The organism is Mycobacterium sp., assembly GCF_052143115.1.
Classification (GTDB): domain Bacteria; phylum Actinomycetota; class Actinomycetes; order Mycobacteriales; family Mycobacteriaceae; genus Mycobacterium.
Map to the genome: position 1 here is coordinate 1 of NZ_JBKQTQ010000255.1, position 17,943 is coordinate 17,943.

Sequence of the window (17,943 nt, forward strand, 5' to 3'; positions counted from 1 at the left end):
GGTCAATGTAGTCGACAATTTCACCCGGCTGATCTTCAGCCTGCTGGCAACGGGTATCGCGCCCGGGTCCTTCTATCAGACCGACGCTGCAGGAAATCGGGTCAGGGCGCATTACGCCGGGCTGCCCGCCGACTTCGTTGCCGAAGCCATCACCGCCCTGGGAAAGCAGGTCAGCAGTGGGTTCCGCTCATTCGATGTGGAGAACCCGCACGACGACGGCGTCTCTCTAGACACTTTCGTCGACTGGCTCGTCGACGCCGGCCACGAGATCCAGCGGATCGGCGACTACAACGAGTGGCTTACTCGGTTTGAAACCACACTGAAGGCGCTACCGGAGAAGCAACGACGGCAGTCGGTGCTGCCGTTACTCGGCGCCTACCGCGAACCCGAAAAGGCGCTGCGCGGCGCACCCACCCCCACCGACGGGTTCCACACCGCAGTACGGGCGGCCAAAATTGGCGCAGACAAGGATATTCCACACCTGTCGTCTGTGCTGATCGACAAATATGTCACCGACCTCCAGCACCTGGGCCTGCTATGACAGACCCAGACCGCGTGATGACACTCGGGGCATTGCCGGGTAGGCGTTAGCGGCCTCACGACCTCGAAAAAGCGGCAAATCCACGTTTTGGCCATCTAACAGCGGGCACTCGCAGCAAGATCGATAGTGCGAGATTGCTGAGAGCACAAAAGGAAGTTCGATGAGCCAAACCAGCCTCACCCCGACGGCCACCCAAGCACCTAATTTGGCGATGCTGTTCCTGCAGCGCGTCGAGGCATCGGCAGACAAGGAAGCTTTCCGATACCCCGAGAACGGCGGCTGGACCTCGGTCACCTGGAAGCAGACGGCCGAGCGGGTGGACGCCCTGGCAGCCAGCCTGCTGGCGCTGGGTGTCGCGGCTGAGGATCGGATTGGTATCGCAGCGACCACCCGGTTCGAGTGGATCCTGGCCGACCTGGCGATCATGTGCGCCGGCGCGGCAACCACCACCGTCTACCCGAGTACCAACGCCGAGGACACCGCCTACATCCTCGCCGACTCCGAGTCGCGGATCGTCTTCGCCGAAGACGACAAGCAGGTCGGGAAGCTCACCGAGCGTCGCGGCGACTTGCCCAAACTCGCCAAGGTGGTGGTGTTCGACGGAGCCGGTGACGGCGACTGGGTGATCACCCTGGACGATCTCGCCGAGCAAGGTGCGAAATACCTGGCCGACCACCCCTCCTGCGTGCGCACCGTCGCCGAGGAGATCCCCGCCGACCGGCTGGCGACGCTGATTTACACCTCGGGGACCACCGGCAAGCCCAAAGGGGTCCGGCTGCGTCACGAGGCGTGGGTGTACACTGGCGCCGCGATCGCCGACATGGATCTGCTCGGTGAGGACGACCTGCAGCTGTTGTGGCTGCCGCTCGCGCATGCATTTGGCAAGGTGCTGATCTCCACTCAGCTGGCCTGCGGCTTCGCCAGCGCAATCGACGCCCGCGTCGACAAGATCGTCGAGAACACCGGGTTCGTCAAGCCGACGTTCATGGGAGCCGCGCCCCGCATCTTCGAGAAGGCCTACTCCCGCATCATCACCACCCAGCAGAACCAAGGCGGCCTCAAAGCGCAGCTGTTCAACACCGCGTTCGCGGTAGGCCGCAAGGTCGCCGATCGCCGCCGCAACGGCAAGTCCGTCCCGCTCTTTTTGCAGCTGCCGCACCAGCTGTTCGATCGGCTGGTGTTCGCCAAGGTGCGTGACGTGTTCGGGGCCGGATACGGTTCTTCATCTCGGGTTCCGCGCCACTCAACCGCGACATCGCCGAATGGTTCGACGCTGCCGGTCTGCTGATCCTGGAGGGCTACGGGCTGACCGAGTCCGCCGGCGCGGGCTTCATCAACCGCCCGGACAACTACAAGCTCGGCACGGTAGGTCTGCCGTTCGAGGGCACCGAGGTCCGGATCAGCGACGCCGGGGAAGTCCAGTTCCGCAGTAAATGTGTGATGGCCGGCTACCACCACCTGGAGAAGGAAACCGCCGAGGCGCTCAGCGGCGACGGCTGGCTAGCCACCGGGGATCAGGGCAGCATTGACGACGACGGGTTCCTCAAGATCACCGGGCGGATCAAGGAGCTGTTCAAGACCTCCGGCGGCAAGTACGTTGCGCCGCCGGCCATCGAGGCGAAATTCGCGACGCTGTGCCTGTACGCCAGCCAGTTCATGGTGTTCGGGGAGGGACACAATTTCGCCGTTGCCTTGGTCACCCTCGATGCCGACGCGATCAGCGGCTGGGCCAAGGACCATGGCCTGGCCAACACGTCGTACGCGGAGCTGACCAAGTCGCCCGAGGTGCACGAGATGGTCGAGGAGCACGTCAAGAAGCTCAACGCCAGCCTCAATCGGTGGGAGACCATCAAAAAATGGGCCCTGCTTGACCACGAGCTCTCCGTCGAGCGCGGCGAACTCACACCGTCGTTGAAAGTCAAGCGCGGCGTGGTCGCCGAGCAGAACAAGGAAACCTTGAATGACTTCTATTCCTGAACCCGTTGCCGAGCAACCCGCTCAGCTGCCCGATGCCGTCAACGCGGCCCCGCCGGCACATCTGCTGCGTGTGCTGGAGTGGCGCACCGACCTCGAGTATCTCGCCGCCCTGCGCGCTGCGCGACGCATCGCCGACTGGCCCCGCGGCGACGGCCATCCCGTTCTGGTGCTCCCCGGATTCCTGGCCGGCCTCTTGTCGACGTAGCTGCTGCGTAATGTGCTGCGCCGCTTGGACTATCGCGTCTACGACTGGGGTTTGGGCTACAACATGGGGTACCGCGCCAGCATGACGGAGACCCTGCCGGCACGCCTCCACCACATCCGCGAACGGGCCGACGGGCGCCGCGTGAGCCTCATCGGCTGGAGCGCCGGCGGAATCTATGCCCGCGAACTGGCGCGCGCCTTCCCCGACGATGTCCGGTCGGTGATCACTTTGGGATCTCCCTTCCGCGGCAACCATCGGGCCAGCACCGCGTGGAAGGTATGGCAGCTCGTCAACCGCGGCGCCGACGCCACCAAGGCCGTCTCCGAACAGGCGCTGCAACACCGCGCCCAGCCGCTCTCCGTCCCGACAACCTGCATCTACAGCAAAACCGATGGCATCGTGGCCTGGCAGTGCTGCACCAGCGTGCCTGCTCCGGAAACCGAAAACGTCGAGATGCACAGCAGCCACCTCGGATACGGCCACAACGTGGAAACGCTGTCGGTGATCGCCGACCGTCTCGCCCAACCGGAAGACTGTTGGCGGCCGTTCCAGCGCTGAGGAGGCCAGGCGCTTAACCACAATCTTCTCGTCCGCCAGACAGAACAAACGGCTTCGCCACGGATTGTCTCGGGCCAAGTAGTCACGGGCCCGGCCGATATGCCGCAGCTCTGGATCTACTCCGCCATGACGGACCGGCTGCGCCGCACCGAGAACGGGTGGCGAATCCTCGAACGCCGCGTCGGGCCGACGTGTTGCTCGAGTCCGGGAGATGTCGGCCCGGAAAATTGTGCTGCTACAAGCAGTTAACGGCGTACGAAAATCCTTCCCGGTGAACCCGATTGACTGCCTGTCGATTGCTCGGGTCATCTGGGCTGCGACATGATCGGTGCATGGCCGATATCGATTTTTCGCTGCTGGATGTGCCACGGTCTGCGCCGGTTGACGACCCTGAGGCGTACTTACGCGCGGCGATAGCCTGGCACTTCGGCGAAGATACCGGCTCCGATTTCTGGCTGCGCGCGGCGCGCACGCTGAACTTCAACCCGCTGACCGATGTCAACACGTTTGCCGATTTGCGGCTGTTCCCCAACCTGCTGAACGAGTTGCGGAACGTGCCCATCGAAGAGCTGATCCCCCGTGGCTACGGCTCGCCGCCGCCGATTCCGCAGATTTTCGAGTCCGGTGGCACCACAGGTGCGCCCAAAAGGACTGTGCAGCTGCCGGATTGGATCGAGCAAGTCATCGAATGGCAGACCGAGGACTTCGACACCGGTGGTTTTCTGCACGGCCGCGGCTTCGTTTGCATGATGCCGAGCGGGCCGCACGGGGTCGGCTACTTTTCTCGTCTGGTCTCACAGCGGCTCGGCTCGGTGCTTCACTCGATCGACCTGGATCCCCGCTGGGTCAAGAAGATTGCCGCCCGCAACGCCACCTCTGAGGTGTCGGCCTACCTCGACCATCTCATCGAACAGGCCGTTTACATCCTCCAGACCCAAGACGTGGCGAATCTGCACACCACTCCCCCGCTGCTCGAGGCCATTGCGCGCAACGACCGGGTGGCGAACCTGGTGAACGAGAAGATCCGCTTCACGCTGCTCAGCGGCGCTCATGTGGACGTCGACACGCTTGACTTGCTGCGGGAAATCTTCCCGAATACGACGATCACCATGGTGTTCGGCAGCACCATGATTCTTTCGCAGGCGGTCACTCGCCACAACGGCGACGGTGAGCCATTCGTGTTCGATCCGCGCACACCCTACGTCGTCTTCTCGGTAGTGGATCCCGACACCGGCGACGAAGTGCCTTACGGACAACGCGGGCAGGTGGTGATGAACCATCTCAGCAAGGGCATGTTCCTGCCGAACAACCTGGAGCGCGATAGTGCGATCCGGATACCGGGACCCGAAGGCCAAGTTGGCGATTCGCTCAGCGAGGTGCAACCCGTCGCTGCTTTCGAAGGCGAGCCCGTCATCGAAGGCGTCTACTGATGGCTTCCGTGGATCTGCTGCGCATCGACGCGCTCGGTCCCAACGGTGCCTACCAGACCCGCAACCGCGAAGTTGTCACCAGCACAGCCGGCGTCGCGGTTGTCGACCTCAGCATCGCGCCGCCGCTGTATGTCTCGCGCACCATCAGCACTCAGCGCGACACCCGACCGCTGCCGGCCGAACAACGCGAGGCCGCGTTGGCCAAAGCCGCCGACGCTTTCGCTATCGGGGTGATCGCCGGGCTGGACTTCGACACCTACGTCGAGCTGGCCAGCCGGATTTCCGGGGTCCCGATCGCCGTGACCCGTTCGGGGGCCCGCGGCGTCGCCGATGGCGTCGCTTCGGCGTTCGGCGTGGTGCAGCTGGCCCGACCGACCGGTGCTGTGCTGGATTGGCGCGACGAGCGCACCCGCGACGGTGCTGCGGTGTGGGTGCGGCGCGGCGAAGTGTTCGCGGTACTGGCCTCGGGAAACGGTCCGGGCGTGCACGGGCTGTGGCCTCAGGCGCTCGCGCTCGGATACCGGGTGGCGGTCCGCCCGTCACGCCGCGAGCCGCTCACCGCGCACCGGCTGGTTCACGCGTTGAGGGAAGCCGGATTTCGCCCGCAGGACGCGGTGTACCTGCCCACCGATCATCGTGGAGCCGACGAGATCATCCGGTCGGCCGACCTCGCCATGGTCTATGGGAGCCAAGACGTCGTCGACCTCTACGCCAACGACCCGACGGTGTTGGTCAACGGCCCAGGCCGGGCGAAGATCCTCATCACCGCCGACCAGGACTGGCGTGACTACCTCGATGTCATCACCGACTCGATCGCCAACCTGGGCGGGATCGCTTGCGTCAACACCACCGCCGTGCTGTACGAGGGCGACCCAACCCCGCTGGCCGATGCGATCGGCGAACGGCTCTCGGCGATTCCGGTGTTGCCGACCGAGGACGGGCGGGCGATCCTACCCACCCAAAGCACCAATCAGGCAACGGCTTTGGCGGCCTATCTGGCGGCCGTGGCCGCGGGGACCACACCGGTCCTCGGCGCCGATCAGGTGGTCACCGCGCTCAGCGACGGCTGCGCCGCGCTGCGCCCGGCCGTGCACCTGATGGCCAAGCCCGACGTCGCCAAGCTCAACGTAGAGCTACCCTTTCCGTGCGTTTGGGTCTCGCCGTGGTCGCGCTCCGACGGTCTGGACCCGCTGCGGCATTCGTTGGTGATCAACGCGATCACCAACGACGAAGACCTGATCGACGATCTGCTTGCCGAGCCGACCATCGCCAACGTCTACCGCGGCCACCACCCGACGTATTACGGGGAACCTGAAATCCCGCACGACGGGTTTCTGCCCGATTTTCTGATGCGCAACAAAGGCTTTATTCGCGACTGAAACGCCGGTCCATCACGAATTTTGCACTTCTGCGACGGCACGGTTCGCCGACTGGCAAAGTGAACCTGTGGCCGCCAAGCCCGCACCCGATGCGACGGAGCCGGTAGCGGACCCGCCGTCGGGACGGGCGGGGTCGCCAGCGCCGTTGGATTACGACGCGTTCTTGTCCTACACACATCGAGATCGGCCCGCGGTGTCGGGTATTCAGAAGGGCCTGCACCGAATTGGACGGCAGCTCGGTCAACTGCGCGCGCTGCGGGTGTTTCGTGATGACACCGATCTGACGGCCAGCCCGGATTTATGGAGCCGCATTGTCGATGCGCTGGATCGGTCGCGGTTTTTCATCGTCACGCTCTCGCCGCTGGCGGCCCAATCCCAGTGGGTAAACCAGGAAATCACCTATTGGCTGCAGCATCGGGGGCGCGAGCAGCTGATGCTGGTGCTGGTCGACGGGCAGCTGCAGTGGGACCAACGGACCGCGCGGTTCGACCCGGCGATCTCGAACGCGGCGCCACCGGTGCTCACCGAGCCCGGTGTGCTGCCGGCCGAGCCGCTGTTCATCGACGTCAGAGACGACGCACCGTGGGATTACCGCGCGCTGGTGTTCCGCGAGAAGGTGACCGCGCTGGCCGCTCCGATTCACGGCAAGCCGAAAGACCAACTCGCCAGCGATGATCTGCGCGAGCAGCGACGCTTCCGACGGCTGCGGACGGCGGCGGTCGCCGGGCTGGTGGTACTGACTATCGTCGCGGTCGTCGCCGCGGCCGTTGCCGTCATCCAACGGCAGGAGGCGCTCCGACAGCGCAACCAGGCGATCGCACAGCGGCTGAATTCCGACACCCAGTCGATGCTCGCTTTCGCCAGCGCCGGCGGCGACAACCGCGCCTTCCAGCAACTCCTCGCCGCGCGGACGCTGGTCGACACTCCCGACAACGGCGCTCTGCTGCATGCGCTGGCCATGCGCTTCAACACGGTCAAGATGACCGACGCCGCCGCTGAGGTCAACAAGGTTGCATTCAGTCCTGACGGGCATCGCATCGCCACCGCCGAAGATGACAAAACCGTACGACTCTGGGACGCCACCACCCTGCGCCCGATCGGCGCACCCCTGAGAGGTCACACCGACAACGTGTTCGCGGTCGCGTTCAGCCCCGACGGGCACACCCTGGCCAGCACCGGCGGCAACGACGGCACCGTGCGGCTGTGGAACGCCGATACTGGCCAACCCATCGGCGCACCGCTGGGCGGAAATGAGGGAGCTGTCGTTCCCGTCGCGTTCAGTCCTGACGGCCGCCGGTTAGTCGCCGGCGTCGACACCACACTGCGGTTGTGGGACGCCCACACCGGCGCACCGCTCGGAGCCCCGCTGACCGGTCATACCGGACCCGTGATGAGCGTGGCGTTCAGCCCCGACGGACACCGCATCGTGTCCGGCAGCGCGGGCCAAGACGACTCCTTGCGGCTGTGGGACGCCGACACCGGCCAACAGATCGGTGAACCACTCAAGGGGCACACTGACCAAGTGCTCGGCGTGGCGTTCAGCCCCGACGGACACCGCATTGCCTCGGGAAGCCAGGACCACACCGTGCGAATGTGGAACGCCGACACCGAACAACCCATCGGCACGACACAGTCCGGGCACACCGACACGGTGTTCACCGTCACGTTCAGCCCCGACGGGCAGCGGCTGATCTCCGCCAGCTACGACGGCACCATTCGGACATGCAATCCCGCCACCGGTCGACTGCTGGTTCCGCCGCTCGTTGGCCACGCCGGTGCGGTATTCAGTGCGACATTCAGCCCCGACGGTCAGCGCATCGCGTCCGGCGGCGCCGACGGGACCCTGCGAATCTGGGACGCCGACCTTCCGCTCGCCGGGCACACCTGGAAGGTCGACAGTGTGGCGTTCAGCCCCGATGGGCATCGGTTGGTTTCCGGCAGCTGGGATAAAACGTTGCGGCTGTGGAATGCCGACACCGGCGAACAGATCGGCAAACCACTGACCGGACACACCGACGAGGTGTTCAGTGTGGCGTTCAGCCCCGACGGACACCGCATCGTCTCCGGCGGCTACGACCAAACGCTGCGGCTGTGGAACGCCGACACCGGCCAACCCATCGGTACGCCGCTCACCGGGCACACCGACACGGTGTTCAGCGTGGCGTTCAGCCCCGACGGACACCGCATCGCCTCCGGCGGCTACGACAAGACAGTCCGGCTGTGGAACGCCGACACCGGGCAACCCATCGGAAAACCACTGACCGGGCACACCGAGTTTGTGACCTCGGTGGCGTTCAGCCCGGACGGACACCGGATTGCCTCGGGAGGCGACGACAACACGGTGCGGCTGTGGAACGCCGACACCCGACAGCCAATCGGCAAACCGCTCGTCACCGACGCCCAGGTGAGAAGCGTGGCGTTCAGCCCCGACAGGCGCCGGCTGGCCAGCGGCGGCGCCGACCAGATGGTGCGGCTGTGGAATCCCGACACCGGGCAACCCATCGGCAAACCGTTGACCGGACACGGCGGCGGGGTAGCGAGTGTGGCGTTCAGCCCCGACGGGAAGCGGATCGTCTCCGGCAGTGACGACAAAACCGTCCGGCTGTGGAACGCCGACACCGGTCGAACTTTGGCGCCGCCACTGAGCGGCCATACCGCAGCAGTGGCCAGTGTCGCATTTAGCCCTGATGGGCGACGCATTGCCTCGGGGAGCGACGACCAGACAATCCGGTTTTGGAACGCTGATCCGGTGCCGGGGCGGATCTGCGACAAGCTGACCGCCAACATGAGTCATAGCCAGTGGCGCGACTGGGTCTCACCGGCGATCGAATACCGCGCGGTCTGCCCGGGCCTGCCGATTCCGCCGGACTGATCAGCGCTGGCCGTAACGTCGGTAGAACCTTTCCACCCGGCCGGCGGTATCGATCGTGCGGCGTGCGCCGGTCCAAAACGGATGCGAGTCGCAGGACACCTCGACCACCACCAAGGGGTAGGTATGCACGCCGGTGGGAGTCTCCCACTCGATGCTGCGTGAACTGGTGAGCGTGGAGCGAGTGAGGAATAACGCCCCGGTAGTGGCGTCCTGGAATACCACCGGATGGTAGTCGGGATGGATGTCGGGTTTCATCACGCTTCTCCGTCGCTGTTGCGGTGTGCCGTGAATTCCCCTGCCACGTCGGGTGTTTCGTAGCACGGATCTTGGTGCCAGTCACCGAATGGATCGTCGTAGCGGCTCCAGTTTTGCGGGCAGGCGATCTCGTCGTCGTTGAGTAGAGCGCCATTCAACGCATCGACGATCTCGACCGGGTTGGCGCCGCACACCAGGATCGTCATCGAGGTGTGCCGATCGCCGAACCGCTGCTCCCACATCAGATCGGCGAACGCCCGCCGTTCCGGGTCGACATATGCCACCTCCGAGGAGGTCATCGCCGCCAACCATTTTCCGGCGGACGCGACGCGCAACCCGCCGCCCGCTGATTCGAGCCACATGACTTCGTCGTCACGGTTGGCCAGCCATAGCCGACCGCGGGTGCGAACCACTCCGTCCAGCAGCAGATCGACTGCGGCATGCAGACGTTCGGGGTGAAACGGGCGACGGGCGGCGAACTCGAGAATCCCGACCGTTCCGTCAGGCGCCAGCGGAGGCAGGCCGGCCAGCAGCGGTGCGTGCGGATGATCGCTGCGACCGCGCCGGGAGTCGGAATCCAAGTGCGCCAGCGCCAATTCGACGCGGTCGACGCCGACGGTGATGCGCGCGCGTGGGGTTAGCCGCCGTAAAACTGCCAGCGTCACCGGGTCCGGGTGGTTCAGCACGACAAGGTCGGCGAACTCGGCCTGACCGACGACGACTTGGGCCACGGTGCGTCCGTCGGCCAGTTCGTCGTCGCCCAGCGCCTGCGTCAGGAAATCGACGGTGTCCACGCAGGTCAACACCGCAGCGATCGCCACATCGCACGCCGCCGGGCCGTCGGGGTAACCGGATCCCACGCGAACACGGATGTGGTTGATCGCCCAGCAGATGGGCTCGGGTTCCAGCCACTGCGCCAGGTGCACGACGATCCGGTCGACGCCGCGGCGGCGGTGCAGTTTGCGCAGCAGGATCAGCAAGTCGTTGCGGATCGTGCAGGCCACGCAGCCGTGAGCCAGTTCCAGAGCGTCCTCGGTGGTGATCAGTTCGCCATCCCGCAGCGCGACCAGTGTCCGTTGCACGATGTGGCCGTCGAACCGGTGCTCGACGACCAGCGTCCCCGGCTGGCGTAACACGGCGCCGACCACCGCGTCGGTATCGCCCTGGCCCGCCACGAGCAGTACGGGAGTCCGCATCGTCCTCCTCGTTGGCCTTCCTTACTGAAAATGCTTTTCATTAAGCTCTCGATCACGCTACAGTGCCATGCGGGGCTTGTCGAAAACGATTTTCATTATCTTCAGCAGCCGGGAAGGGGAGCTATCTCCGCACGCTGCCAAGTCACCGGCCGCACAGTGGGCTTTGGTAACACGGTGTCGCACTCGCACCGGCGCACCCGCCGGCGTTGGTCACCGAACATCCAGGTGAAGACCTATTACCTGCCGTCAGAGAACCGCCGCATCACGTTGCGGGTCAGCGCCAAAGGGATCAAGGTCATCGACCGCGACGGCATCGAAGCCGTCGTCGCGCGGCTCAGGACGGAGTCGCCCCGGCTCTCTTCGCGCGCTAAGCGCGCTCATCGCCCGGGGCGGCGCGAATCGGGGGAGCGCATCTGATGGCGCGCAACGAGATTCGCCCTATCGTCAAGCTGCGCTCCAGTGCGGGCACCGGCTACACCTACGTCACCCGCAAGAACCGTCGCAACGACCCCGACCGGCTCAGGCTGAAAAAGTACGACCCGGTGATCCGCCGGCACGTCGAGTTCCGGGAAGAACGCTGAGTGGCTAAGAAATCCAAGATCGTCAAGAACGACCAGCGCCGCGTCATGGTCGCTCGCTACGCCGACCGGCGGGCCGAACTCAAAGCGATCATCCGGTCGCCGGCGAGCAGCTACGAGCAGCGACTTGCCACGCAACGCGCGCTGGTCCGCCAACCCCGCGATGCCAGTCCCGTGCGGATACGAAACCGCGACGCCGTCGACGGTCCAACAGCAGCGCCAAATCGCCATGGCGATCAAGAACGCTCGCGAGATGGCCCTTTTGCCGTACCCGCCATCCGCCGTGCGGTGACGCGGATGTGTGCGCCGTTATGGCGCCAGGTCGTGCACGACGGCGGATAGCACGCGGACAATCCCGGCCGTGCGGTTGTAGTAGTGATGCGGGGTTCCGGGATCGAATGCCAGCGAATCGCCCTGCATCAGCCGCAGCGTTTCGAATCCGATGACGGCTTCGAGCTCGCCCTGCAAGACATACAGGTATTCGCGGCCGTCGTGCCGGAGGGCCCGCCCGCTCTCGGTGGATTGGCCGCCGGGTTCGTACACGACCTCGATGAAGTCGACCCTGCTGTCGTGCACCGGGGTGAGGCGTTCCCAACGCACGCCCGTCGAGAGTTCGATGGTGTTGCGATCGCCCGCCCGCTGCACGATGCCCGCTCCCCCGGGGCCGGTGGCGCGACCCCACGGGCTGCTGATCGCCGGCGAGCGCGGCGGCTCGTCTGATTCGACCTCAGTTTCGCCGAACAAGAAATCGAGGGAAATGCCGAGTTCGTTGGCCAGTGAGTACACCACGCCCGCAGAGGGCGTAGTCACCCCACGTTCCACCTGCGAGACCAGACTTGCCGAGCAACCCGCCCGGCGGGCAAGTTCTCGTACGGATATGCCACGCGCGGTGCGGACCTGCCGGAGTCGACCGCCCAGCCCACCCGGCATCCCGCTGGTAGCGCGGGACTCTGAAACATCCGTCAAGGTGTCTCCCAGTGTGTAGTAGCACGTACATGTGCGTTCGTCATTGTACAGCCTGCGGCACACCTCGTGTGGTTTATAAGGCCATCATCTGCGGTTATCTGTGACCCCGCCCACTTTGCTTGACAGCGTGACTGCACACGATGTGCACTATACTATACATACAGAAGAGGAGTCAGCCATGACCGCGAACGGAACAACCGCAACGACCAACCGTCGCACCATCGACGCGGTGCACGTGTTTCACGCACCCGACACCTTGGTGCAAAACCTGCAGAACGTGCTCGTTGACCTGATCGAGTTGCACCTGCAAGGCAAGCAAGCGCATTGGAACCTGGTCGGAACCAACTTCCGAGACCTGCACCTGCAGCTTGACGACATCGTCGACATCGCACGTGAAGGCGCTGACACGATCGCCGAGCGTATGCGCGCGCTGGACGCCGTTCCTGACGGGCGTACGGACACGGTCGCAGCGACGACCTCCGTCCCGGCTGCACCGGCGGGCCTGGTTGGGACCACGGAGACGGTGGACATCATCACCGATCGCATCTACGCCACGGTGGACACGGTTCGCGCTGTCCACGATGAGGTCGACGCCGCGGATCCGTCGACTGCCGACCTGCTGCACGGCATCATCACCGACCTGGAGAAGCAGGCGTGGATGCTCAAGTCTGAAAACGGCAAAGCCTGAGATCTGCTGCACCGCAGCCAGTTCGAGAGTTTGGAGACTATGATGGCCGACGTTCAGTTGCTGAGATTCGACGACGTTCCCAAAGAGGTCTTCACCCGTTGGGACATCACCGAACACCAGCTGAACCAGCACCTGCTCAATGAATCGGTGACCGGGACACCGGAAATCGTGGCGGACGTGTTGACCTTCCCGCCCGGATTCATCCACCACAAGCACCGGCATCCGCACGCCGACATGATCGTGGTCCCGCTCACTGGAAATCTGCGATTCCTTGGCGATTCAGGCCGTAGAGAGGAGCTCGAGCCCGAGCAGTTACTCGTCATCCCGCGAGACAACTGGCACGAGTTTCGAAATGTCAGCGATGCGCCCAGCACCGTGCTCCACATCTTCAGCGGTGTGGGCGCGGTCGAGGACATCGGCTATGAGCCCCACCCGCACCAGTTTTCGATCACGGCCTGACGTCTGAAATTCGTTGTAAGGAAGGGAGAAAATCATGCAAGCGAATCATCGCATCGGCTGGCTCGGCACGGGTCGGATGGGTGCTGCCATGGCCGCACGCCTGATCTCCGACGGCGCCGCGGTGACGGTCTGGAACCGTACGGCGTCCAAAGCCCAGCCATTGGTCGAACTGGGCGCCACCCACGCCGAGAAGATCAGCGACCTTGGGCAGTGCGACATCGTGTTCACCTCGGTCAGCTCCTCGCCCGACCTGCTCGCGGTGACGCTGGGCCCCGACGGCCTATTCGACGCGCAGCCCGCGCCGAGCATCGTGGTGGACACCTCAACCGTTTCCGCTGAGGCCGCCGCCGAAGTTCGGGCCGAGGCAGCCAGCCGCAGCATCGGGTTCCTATCGGCACCAATCAGCGGCAACGCCAACGTCGTCGCCGACACACAGGCGTCGATTATCGCCTCGGGCCCCAGGTCAGCCTTCGACACCGTGCTGCCGTATCTGCGCGCGATTGCGCCCAGCGTGACCTATGCCGGTGCGCACGAAGAGGCGCGGCTGGTCAAATTGGCCCACAACCTCTTGGTGGGCATCATCACGGAGTCGTTGGCCGAAGCGACGGTACTGGCCGAGAAGGGCGGCGTGGCCCCATCGGCTTTCCTCGATTTCATCGACGGTTCGGTGCTGGGTTCGGTGTTCATCGGGTACAAGGGCCAAGCGATCCGCAACCATGACTACGAGCCCACCTTCACCACCGAACTCCTGCGCAAGGACTTCGATCTGGGGCTCGGCGCCGCGCGCTCGTTAGAGGTGCCGATGCCCGTGGCGGCCACCACCTACCAAGCCATCCAGACCGCGATCGGACACGGCTACGGCCAGTCCGACTTCGCCACGTTGTACGAGGTGGCGGCGCGAGCCGCTGCACTTCCGAAAGGGGACCATCAGCCATGACCGCTGTAACGAAGGAATCGGGCGGCGTAACGCTCGCGGGCGCAAGTGTATTGGTGACCGGCGCCAACCGCGGGCTGGGGAAAGCATTCGTGGAAGAACTGCTCAGTCGCGGCGTGGCACGCGTCTACGCCGCAGCGCGTAACCCGGACACCGTCGACATCGCCGATGATCGGGTCGTTCCCATTCGATTGGACGTCACCAAGCCAGACGATGTCCGCGCCGCGGCGTCCCGCTGTGCCGACGTCACGGTGCTGATCAACAACGCCGGCGCGATGCTGCGTACGCCGTTGCTGGCGGCGTCTGACCTGAGTGCGGCGCGCAGCGAAATGGAAACCAATTACTTTGGGACGCTGGCGATGTGCCGAGCATTCGCACCGGTGCTGGCCAAAAACGGCGGCGGCGCGATAGTCAACGTGCTGTCGGTCGTCAGCTGGCTCGCATCGCCGTTCAACGGCTCCTACGCTGCATCGAAATCAGCCGCGTGGGCATTGACGAACGCTATTCGCATCGAACTCCGCGCATCCGGAACTCTCGTGGTTGGCGTGCACGCAGGTTGGATTGACACCGACATGGCAGCCAATGTGCCGGAGAGCAAGATTTCCACCGGCGACGTTGCCCGCCAGACCCTTGATGGCGTCCAGCGCGGAGATGAAGAGGTGCTCACCGACGACGCGACGCGACACGTCAAGGCATCGCTACCCAACGACCAGACATTGCTTTACCCGGATGTCCAGAAGCAGTGGGATGCCGGCGACTGGCCGTGGAAAGACTGAGCGACGACCTCGAAAGCTGACTCATTTTCAAGCGGCGGCCAGTTCGCGGAAGTAGTCCTTCAGTGACCGGGGCTCCCGGCCGAGGATCGACCGCAACACCAAGGCATTGCCACCGGGCAAACCATGCTTGTCGTAGTACGCCATCATGCGAGTCATGCCATCGCGGAACGGCCCTTCGGGCAGGTGTGCGGCGAACTGGTCCAACGGGATTTGCACCGCGGCGATCGGTCGTCCGAGAACCTCGCCGATGATCTCGGCAGTCTCGTGGCCGTCCTGCATTCCGGGCGCGCTCAATTCGAATGTCCCGTAACTGAGCTCGCCGCCGGTCATCGCCATCGCGGCAACCTCCGCGACGTCGCGGTAGTCCACCGAGCACATCTTCGCCGACAGCGAGTAAGGCTGGGTCAACCGGTCATGGCCGACGATGTCGTTCCACGACCGCTCGAAATTCTGCATGAACCGTGCCGGCTGCAGCACCGTGAAGTCTAGGTCCGAGCTGTAGAGCGCCTCTTCGACGGGCAGCTTTGCGGCGGCGTGATTCGTCAGCGCCGAGATCGACGGGTGAATGACACCCGAGAATACGAACTTTCGTACTCCGGCGGACCGCGCGGCGTCGACCATGGCCACACCCATCTCCGCCTCGTTGGCCGTATGCGCCGGGCCGATGTGAAAGACACCGTCCACCCCTGCGAGCGCGTCGCGAAGGCTGGCCGGTTCGGTGAGGTCCCCGAAGGCCACCTCCGCGGCGCCGTTTTGGCGGGCGACATCTGCTCGCTGTCCAGTACGGACCAAAGCGCGCACCGAAACGCCACGCTGGGTCAGCTCACGCAATACCCAGTGAGCGTGACGTCCGGTCGCTCCCACCATCAAGACCCGCATCGCTGTTCTCCCGTCTAACGCGGAGTTTGTACTACTGCTCCAGCGCCGCTGCCATCGACCGGTTGAAGGCGGGGTAGATGTCGTCGTAGGCCCCGTCCCGCTCGGCGAACCGGAACCCCTTGACCCGCTCCACGACGATCTCGTCGGCCTGCGGGTATGTCTGCAAGAGCGTCATCGTCTCGGTGATGTACTCATCCAACGGCATTCCCCTCGGGTCGAATCCACGGTCGCCCTGCAAGGCGGTCTGGACCTGCGGCGGAATGATTTCGATAACCTGGACAGAGGTCTCGCGCAGCTGAAAACGCAGCGACTGGGTGTAGGAGTGCAGCGCTGCCTTGGTGGCGCAATACGTCGGTGTGAGCGCGCTCGGCATGAACGCCAGCCCGGACGTGACGTTGAGGATTGCCGCGTTTGGCTTGCCCAGGAGCCGGTGCAGCAACGCCGCGGTGAGCCGGATGGGGCCCAACAGGTTGATCGCGACGGTCTGTTCCGCCGTCCCGGGGCCACCGCCGGCGAGGTCCTCGACGCGCTGGATGCCGGCATTGTTGACGATGACGTTGAGGTCCGGATAGCTGTCGTTGAGCTCAATGGCGAATCGCCGGATATCGGCGGGGTCGCCTTGATCCAGCGACAGGTACTGGATGCCCGGGTTGGCCTCGGCGACCGCCTGAAGCGGTTCTTGACGTCGGCCGGCGATGACGACCTGGTTGCCCAGCCGGTGAAATGACTCGGCCAAGCCGCGGCCGATCCCGGTGCCCCCGCCGGTCACCAGGATGGTGTTGCCCGTCATCTGCATGGCTTTCTCCCTCTCCCTCGCGTCTTATACCTGCATACTCGAAGAAGACCTCGTAAACGTGTCGGCGCCCTGAACTAGCCTGTACTGGTGGCGCAGTTTCCGCGGACTCGCTACGCCACTTGTGGCGAGGTCGACATCGCCTACCAGGCCTTCGGCGATGGGCCGACCGACCTGCTGGTGCTGCCGGGGCCATCCATCCCGATCGACACGGTCGACGCCGAGCCGTCGATGTACCGCTTCCACCGCAGGCTGGCATCCTTCGCTCGGGTGATCCGCCTCGACCAGCGCGGCATTGGCATGTCGTCGCGGGTCCCGTCACTCGACGCGATCGGGCCGAAGTTCTGGGCCAAAGACGCCATCTCCGTGTTGGACGCGATCGGGTGCGAGCGGGCGACCGTCCTGGCTCCCTACTTCGCCTCGATGACCGGACTCGTTCTCGCGGCCGACTACCCCGAGCGAGTGAGCAGCCTGGTGATCGTCAACGGCGCGGCCCGTACCCTGCGCGCTCCCGACTATCCGATCGGGTTCGAAATTAGCCACGCCGATCCCTATTTGACGGTCGCGATGGAGCCCGACGCCGTCGATCAGGGCGTCGACATCCTCGCCGTCATGGCGCCGAGCGTCGCCGGCGACGATGCCTTCCGCGCTTGGTGGGACATGGCAGGCAACCGCGCCGCCTCCCCCAGCATGGCCCGCGCGGTTATCGAGGTCGTGCGTCAGTCCGATGTGCGCGACACACTTGCCCGCATCACCGCGCCGACGTTGATCATGCATCGCGACAACCCGGACTTCACCCCGATCGCGAACGGCCGTTATCTTGCCGAGCACATCGGCGGATCGCGTTTCGTCGAGCTGCCGGGCGGCGACGCCCTGTACTGGGTCGGCGACACCGCGCCGATGCTCGACGAGATCGAGGAGTTCATCACCGGCGTGCGCGGCGGGTTCGGCGCCGAGCGGGTGCTTACCACGATCATGTTCACCGACATCGTCGGCTCGACCGAGCGCGCCGCCGTCCTCGGCGACGACCGGTGGCGGGACCTGCTCGACAACCACGACACCATCGTGCGCCACGAACTCGAGCGGTTCGGCGGTCGCGAAGTGAACACCGCCGGCGACGGATTCGTCGCGACCTTCACCAGCCCGAGTGCCGCGATCGCGTGCGCCGACTCCCTTATCGACGCGATCCGGGTGCTGGGCATCGAGGTGCGGGTGGGTATTCACGCGGGCGAGGTCGAAGTGCGCGGTGCTGATGTCGCCGGGTTGGCCGTGCATATCGGTGCGCGCGTCGCGGCGCTGGCGGGGCCCAGCGAGGTGCTGGTGTCGTCGACGGTGCGCGACATCGTCACCGGCTCGCGGCACCGGTTCGCCGACCGCGGCGAGCACGACCTGAAAGGCGTGCCGGGCCAATGGTGTCTGTGCGCTCTCGAGCGGACCCTCGCGACGGTCAAGCAGTA

At 65.0% G+C, this 17,943-nt stretch carries 16 protein-coding genes and 6 pseudogenes; 17 read left to right on the forward strand and 5 right to left on the reverse strand.

Features of this window, described 5'->3' with window-relative positions:
• From ACLQI9_RS25295 to ACLQI9_RS25330, 8 genes and pseudogenes are all read left to right on the forward strand, one after another.
• Nucleotides 1-541 (forward strand): annotated as a pseudogene (locus ACLQI9_RS25295) (carboxylic acid reductase); the annotation flags it as partial.
• A gap of 160 nt (nt 542-701) precedes the next feature.
• Nucleotides 702-2,518, forward strand: a pseudogene (locus tag ACLQI9_RS25300) (AMP-dependent synthetase/ligase).
• Nucleotides 2,502-2,723 (forward strand): hypothetical protein, encoded by a 222-nt coding sequence (locus tag ACLQI9_RS25305; protein ID WP_442376257.1) that lies wholly within the window; start codon nt 2,502-2,504, stop codon nt 2,721-2,723. Before ACLQI9_RS25300 ends, ACLQI9_RS25305 begins: the two are co-directional and overlap by 17 nt.
• Nucleotides 2,724-2,735: 12 nt before the next feature.
• A complete protein-coding gene (locus tag ACLQI9_RS25310; protein ID WP_442376255.1) occupies nt 2,736-3,281 on the forward strand; it encodes an esterase/lipase family protein in 546 nt (181 codons plus the stop codon).
• A 30-nt stretch (nt 3,282-3,311) separates the two neighbouring features.
• Nucleotides 3,312-3,530: pseudogene (locus ACLQI9_RS25315) on the forward strand (hypothetical protein); the annotation flags it as partial.
• An 83-nt stretch (nt 3,531-3,613) separates the two neighbouring features.
• Entirely contained in the window at nt 3,614-4,711 is a 1,098-nt protein-coding gene (locus ACLQI9_RS25320; protein ID WP_442376254.1) for a phenazine antibiotic biosynthesis protein, read from the forward strand.
• A gap of 14 nt (nt 4,712-4,725) precedes the next feature.
• Nucleotides 4,726-6,090, forward strand: coding sequence for an aldehyde dehydrogenase family protein (locus ACLQI9_RS25325; protein WP_442376267.1), 1,365 nt, complete (start codon nt 4,726-4,728; stop codon nt 6,088-6,090).
• Nucleotides 6,091-6,157: 67 nt separating this feature from the next.
• Nucleotides 6,158-8,962 (forward strand): toll/interleukin-1 receptor domain-containing protein, encoded by a 2,805-nt coding sequence (locus ACLQI9_RS25330; protein WP_442376252.1) that lies wholly within the window; start codon nt 6,158-6,160, stop codon nt 8,960-8,962.
• On the opposite strand, the gene ACLQI9_RS25335 is transcribed toward ACLQI9_RS25330, so the two are convergent.
• Nucleotides 8,963-9,217 (reverse strand): type B 50S ribosomal protein L31, encoded by a 255-nt coding sequence (locus ACLQI9_RS25335; protein ID WP_442376250.1) that lies wholly within the window; start codon nt 9,215-9,217, stop codon nt 8,963-8,965.
• The gene (gene mrf / locus ACLQI9_RS25340) at nt 9,217-10,413 is read right to left on the reverse strand and encodes a ribosome hibernation factor-recruiting GTPase MRF (protein WP_442376248.1); all 1,197 of its coding nucleotides are present in this window, start codon (nt 10,411-10,413) and stop codon (nt 9,217-9,219) included. The genes ACLQI9_RS25335 and mrf overlap by 1 nt, the downstream gene beginning before the upstream one ends.
• A 123-nt stretch (nt 10,414-10,536) precedes the next feature.
• Here mrf and rpmB point away from each other — a divergent pair.
• The 4 genes and pseudogenes from rpmB to ACLQI9_RS25360 all read left to right on the forward strand — a co-directional run.
• A pseudogene (gene rpmB, locus ACLQI9_RS25345) lies at nt 10,537-10,770 on the forward strand (50S ribosomal protein L28); the annotation flags it as partial.
• 59 nt (nt 10,771-10,829) lie between these two features.
• On the forward strand, nt 10,830-10,994 hold the full coding sequence (gene rpmG / locus ACLQI9_RS25350; RefSeq protein WP_325675702.1) for a 50S ribosomal protein L33: 165 nt from the start codon (nt 10,830-10,832) through the stop codon (nt 10,992-10,994).
• Nucleotides 10,995-11,202: pseudogene (locus tag ACLQI9_RS25355) on the forward strand (30S ribosomal protein S14); the annotation flags it as partial.
• Nucleotides 11,185-11,283, forward strand: a pseudogene (locus ACLQI9_RS25360) (30S ribosomal protein S18); the annotation flags it as partial. The pseudogenes ACLQI9_RS25355 and ACLQI9_RS25360, both read left to right, overlap by 18 nt.
• A 17-nt stretch (nt 11,284-11,300) precedes the next feature.
• Here ACLQI9_RS25360 and ACLQI9_RS25365 read toward each other — a convergent pair.
• Nucleotides 11,301-11,921 (reverse strand): helix-turn-helix domain-containing protein, encoded by a 621-nt coding sequence (locus tag ACLQI9_RS25365; protein WP_442392352.1) that lies wholly within the window; start codon nt 11,919-11,921, stop codon nt 11,301-11,303.
• A 214-nt stretch (nt 11,922-12,135) separates the two neighbouring features.
• On the opposite strand from ACLQI9_RS25365, the gene ACLQI9_RS25370 reads away from it, so the two are divergent.
• The 4 genes from ACLQI9_RS25370 to ACLQI9_RS25385 are packed head-to-tail and all read left to right on the forward strand — an operon-like array spanning nt 12,136 to nt 14,814.
• Complete coding sequence (locus tag ACLQI9_RS25370) at nt 12,136-12,645, forward strand: Dps family protein (RefSeq protein ID WP_442376244.1); 510 nt, start codon at nt 12,136-12,138, stop codon at nt 12,643-12,645.
• Nucleotides 12,646-12,687: 42 nt separating this feature from the next.
• Nucleotides 12,688-13,104 carry a cupin domain-containing protein gene (locus ACLQI9_RS25375; protein ID WP_442376242.1) on the forward strand — a complete coding sequence of 139 codons (417 nt, stop codon included), beginning with the start codon at nt 12,688-12,690 and terminating at the stop codon, nt 13,102-13,104.
• A 34-nt stretch (nt 13,105-13,138) separates the two neighbouring features.
• Nucleotides 13,139-14,041 carry an NAD(P)-dependent oxidoreductase gene (locus tag ACLQI9_RS25380; RefSeq protein WP_442376240.1) on the forward strand — a complete coding sequence of 301 codons (903 nt, stop codon included), beginning with the start codon at nt 13,139-13,141 and terminating at the stop codon, nt 14,039-14,041.
• Entirely contained in the window at nt 14,038-14,814 is a 777-nt protein-coding gene (locus ACLQI9_RS25385) for an SDR family oxidoreductase (protein ID WP_442376239.1), read from the forward strand. Before ACLQI9_RS25380 ends, ACLQI9_RS25385 begins: the two co-directional genes overlap by 4 nt.
• Nucleotides 14,815-14,841: 27 nt before the next feature.
• On the opposite strand, the gene ACLQI9_RS25390 is transcribed toward ACLQI9_RS25385, so the two are convergent.
• Together ACLQI9_RS25390 and ACLQI9_RS25395 are read right to left on the reverse strand one after the other, a co-directional pair.
• A complete protein-coding gene (locus tag ACLQI9_RS25390) occupies nt 14,842-15,693 on the reverse strand; it encodes an NmrA family NAD(P)-binding protein (protein WP_442376237.1) in 852 nt (283 codons plus the stop codon).
• Nucleotides 15,694-15,724: 31 nt separating this feature from the next.
• Entirely contained in the window at nt 15,725-16,489 is a 765-nt protein-coding gene (locus ACLQI9_RS25395; protein WP_442376235.1) for an SDR family oxidoreductase, read from the reverse strand.
• An 87-nt stretch (nt 16,490-16,576) separates the two neighbouring features.
• Here ACLQI9_RS25395 and ACLQI9_RS25400 point away from each other — a divergent pair.
• On the forward strand, nt 16,577-17,943 hold a 1,367-nt coding region (locus tag ACLQI9_RS25400), incomplete at its 3' end, for an adenylate/guanylate cyclase domain-containing protein (RefSeq protein ID WP_442376233.1).

Excerpts from the sequence above, each read along its gene's own strand:
- ACLQI9_RS25305 (WP_442376257.1), top strand. The coding sequence starts at position 2,502 with ATGACTTCTATTCCTGAACCCGTTGCCGAGCAACCCGCTCAGCTGCCC.
- ACLQI9_RS25320 (WP_442376254.1), top strand. The coding sequence starts at position 3,614 with ATGGCCGATATCGATTTTTCGCTGCTGGATGTGCCACGGTCTGCGCCG.
- ACLQI9_RS25335 (WP_442376250.1), bottom strand. The coding sequence starts at position 9,217 with ATGAAACCCGACATCCATCCCGACTACCATCCGGTGGTATTCCAGGAC.
- mrf (WP_442376248.1), bottom strand. The coding sequence starts at position 10,413 with ATGCGGACTCCCGTACTGCTCGTGGCGGGCCAGGGCGATACCGACGCG.
- rpmG (WP_325675702.1), top strand. The coding sequence starts at position 10,830 with ATGGCGCGCAACGAGATTCGCCCTATCGTCAAGCTGCGCTCCAGTGCG.
- ACLQI9_RS25365 (WP_442392352.1), bottom strand. The coding sequence starts at position 11,921 with ATGCCGGGTGGGCTGGGCGGTCGACTCCGGCAGGTCCGCACCGCGCGT.
- ACLQI9_RS25370 (WP_442376244.1), top strand. The coding sequence starts at position 12,136 with ATGACCGCGAACGGAACAACCGCAACGACCAACCGTCGCACCATCGAC.
- ACLQI9_RS25375 (WP_442376242.1), top strand. The coding sequence starts at position 12,688 with ATGGCCGACGTTCAGTTGCTGAGATTCGACGACGTTCCCAAAGAGGTC.
- ACLQI9_RS25380 (WP_442376240.1), top strand. The coding sequence starts at position 13,139 with ATGCAAGCGAATCATCGCATCGGCTGGCTCGGCACGGGTCGGATGGGT.
- ACLQI9_RS25385 (WP_442376239.1), top strand. The coding sequence starts at position 14,038 with ATGACCGCTGTAACGAAGGAATCGGGCGGCGTAACGCTCGCGGGCGCA.
- ACLQI9_RS25390 (WP_442376237.1), bottom strand. The coding sequence starts at position 15,693 with ATGCGGGTCTTGATGGTGGGAGCGACCGGACGTCACGCTCACTGGGTA.
- ACLQI9_RS25395 (WP_442376235.1), bottom strand. The coding sequence starts at position 16,489 with ATGCAGATGACGGGCAACACCATCCTGGTGACCGGCGGGGGCACCGGG.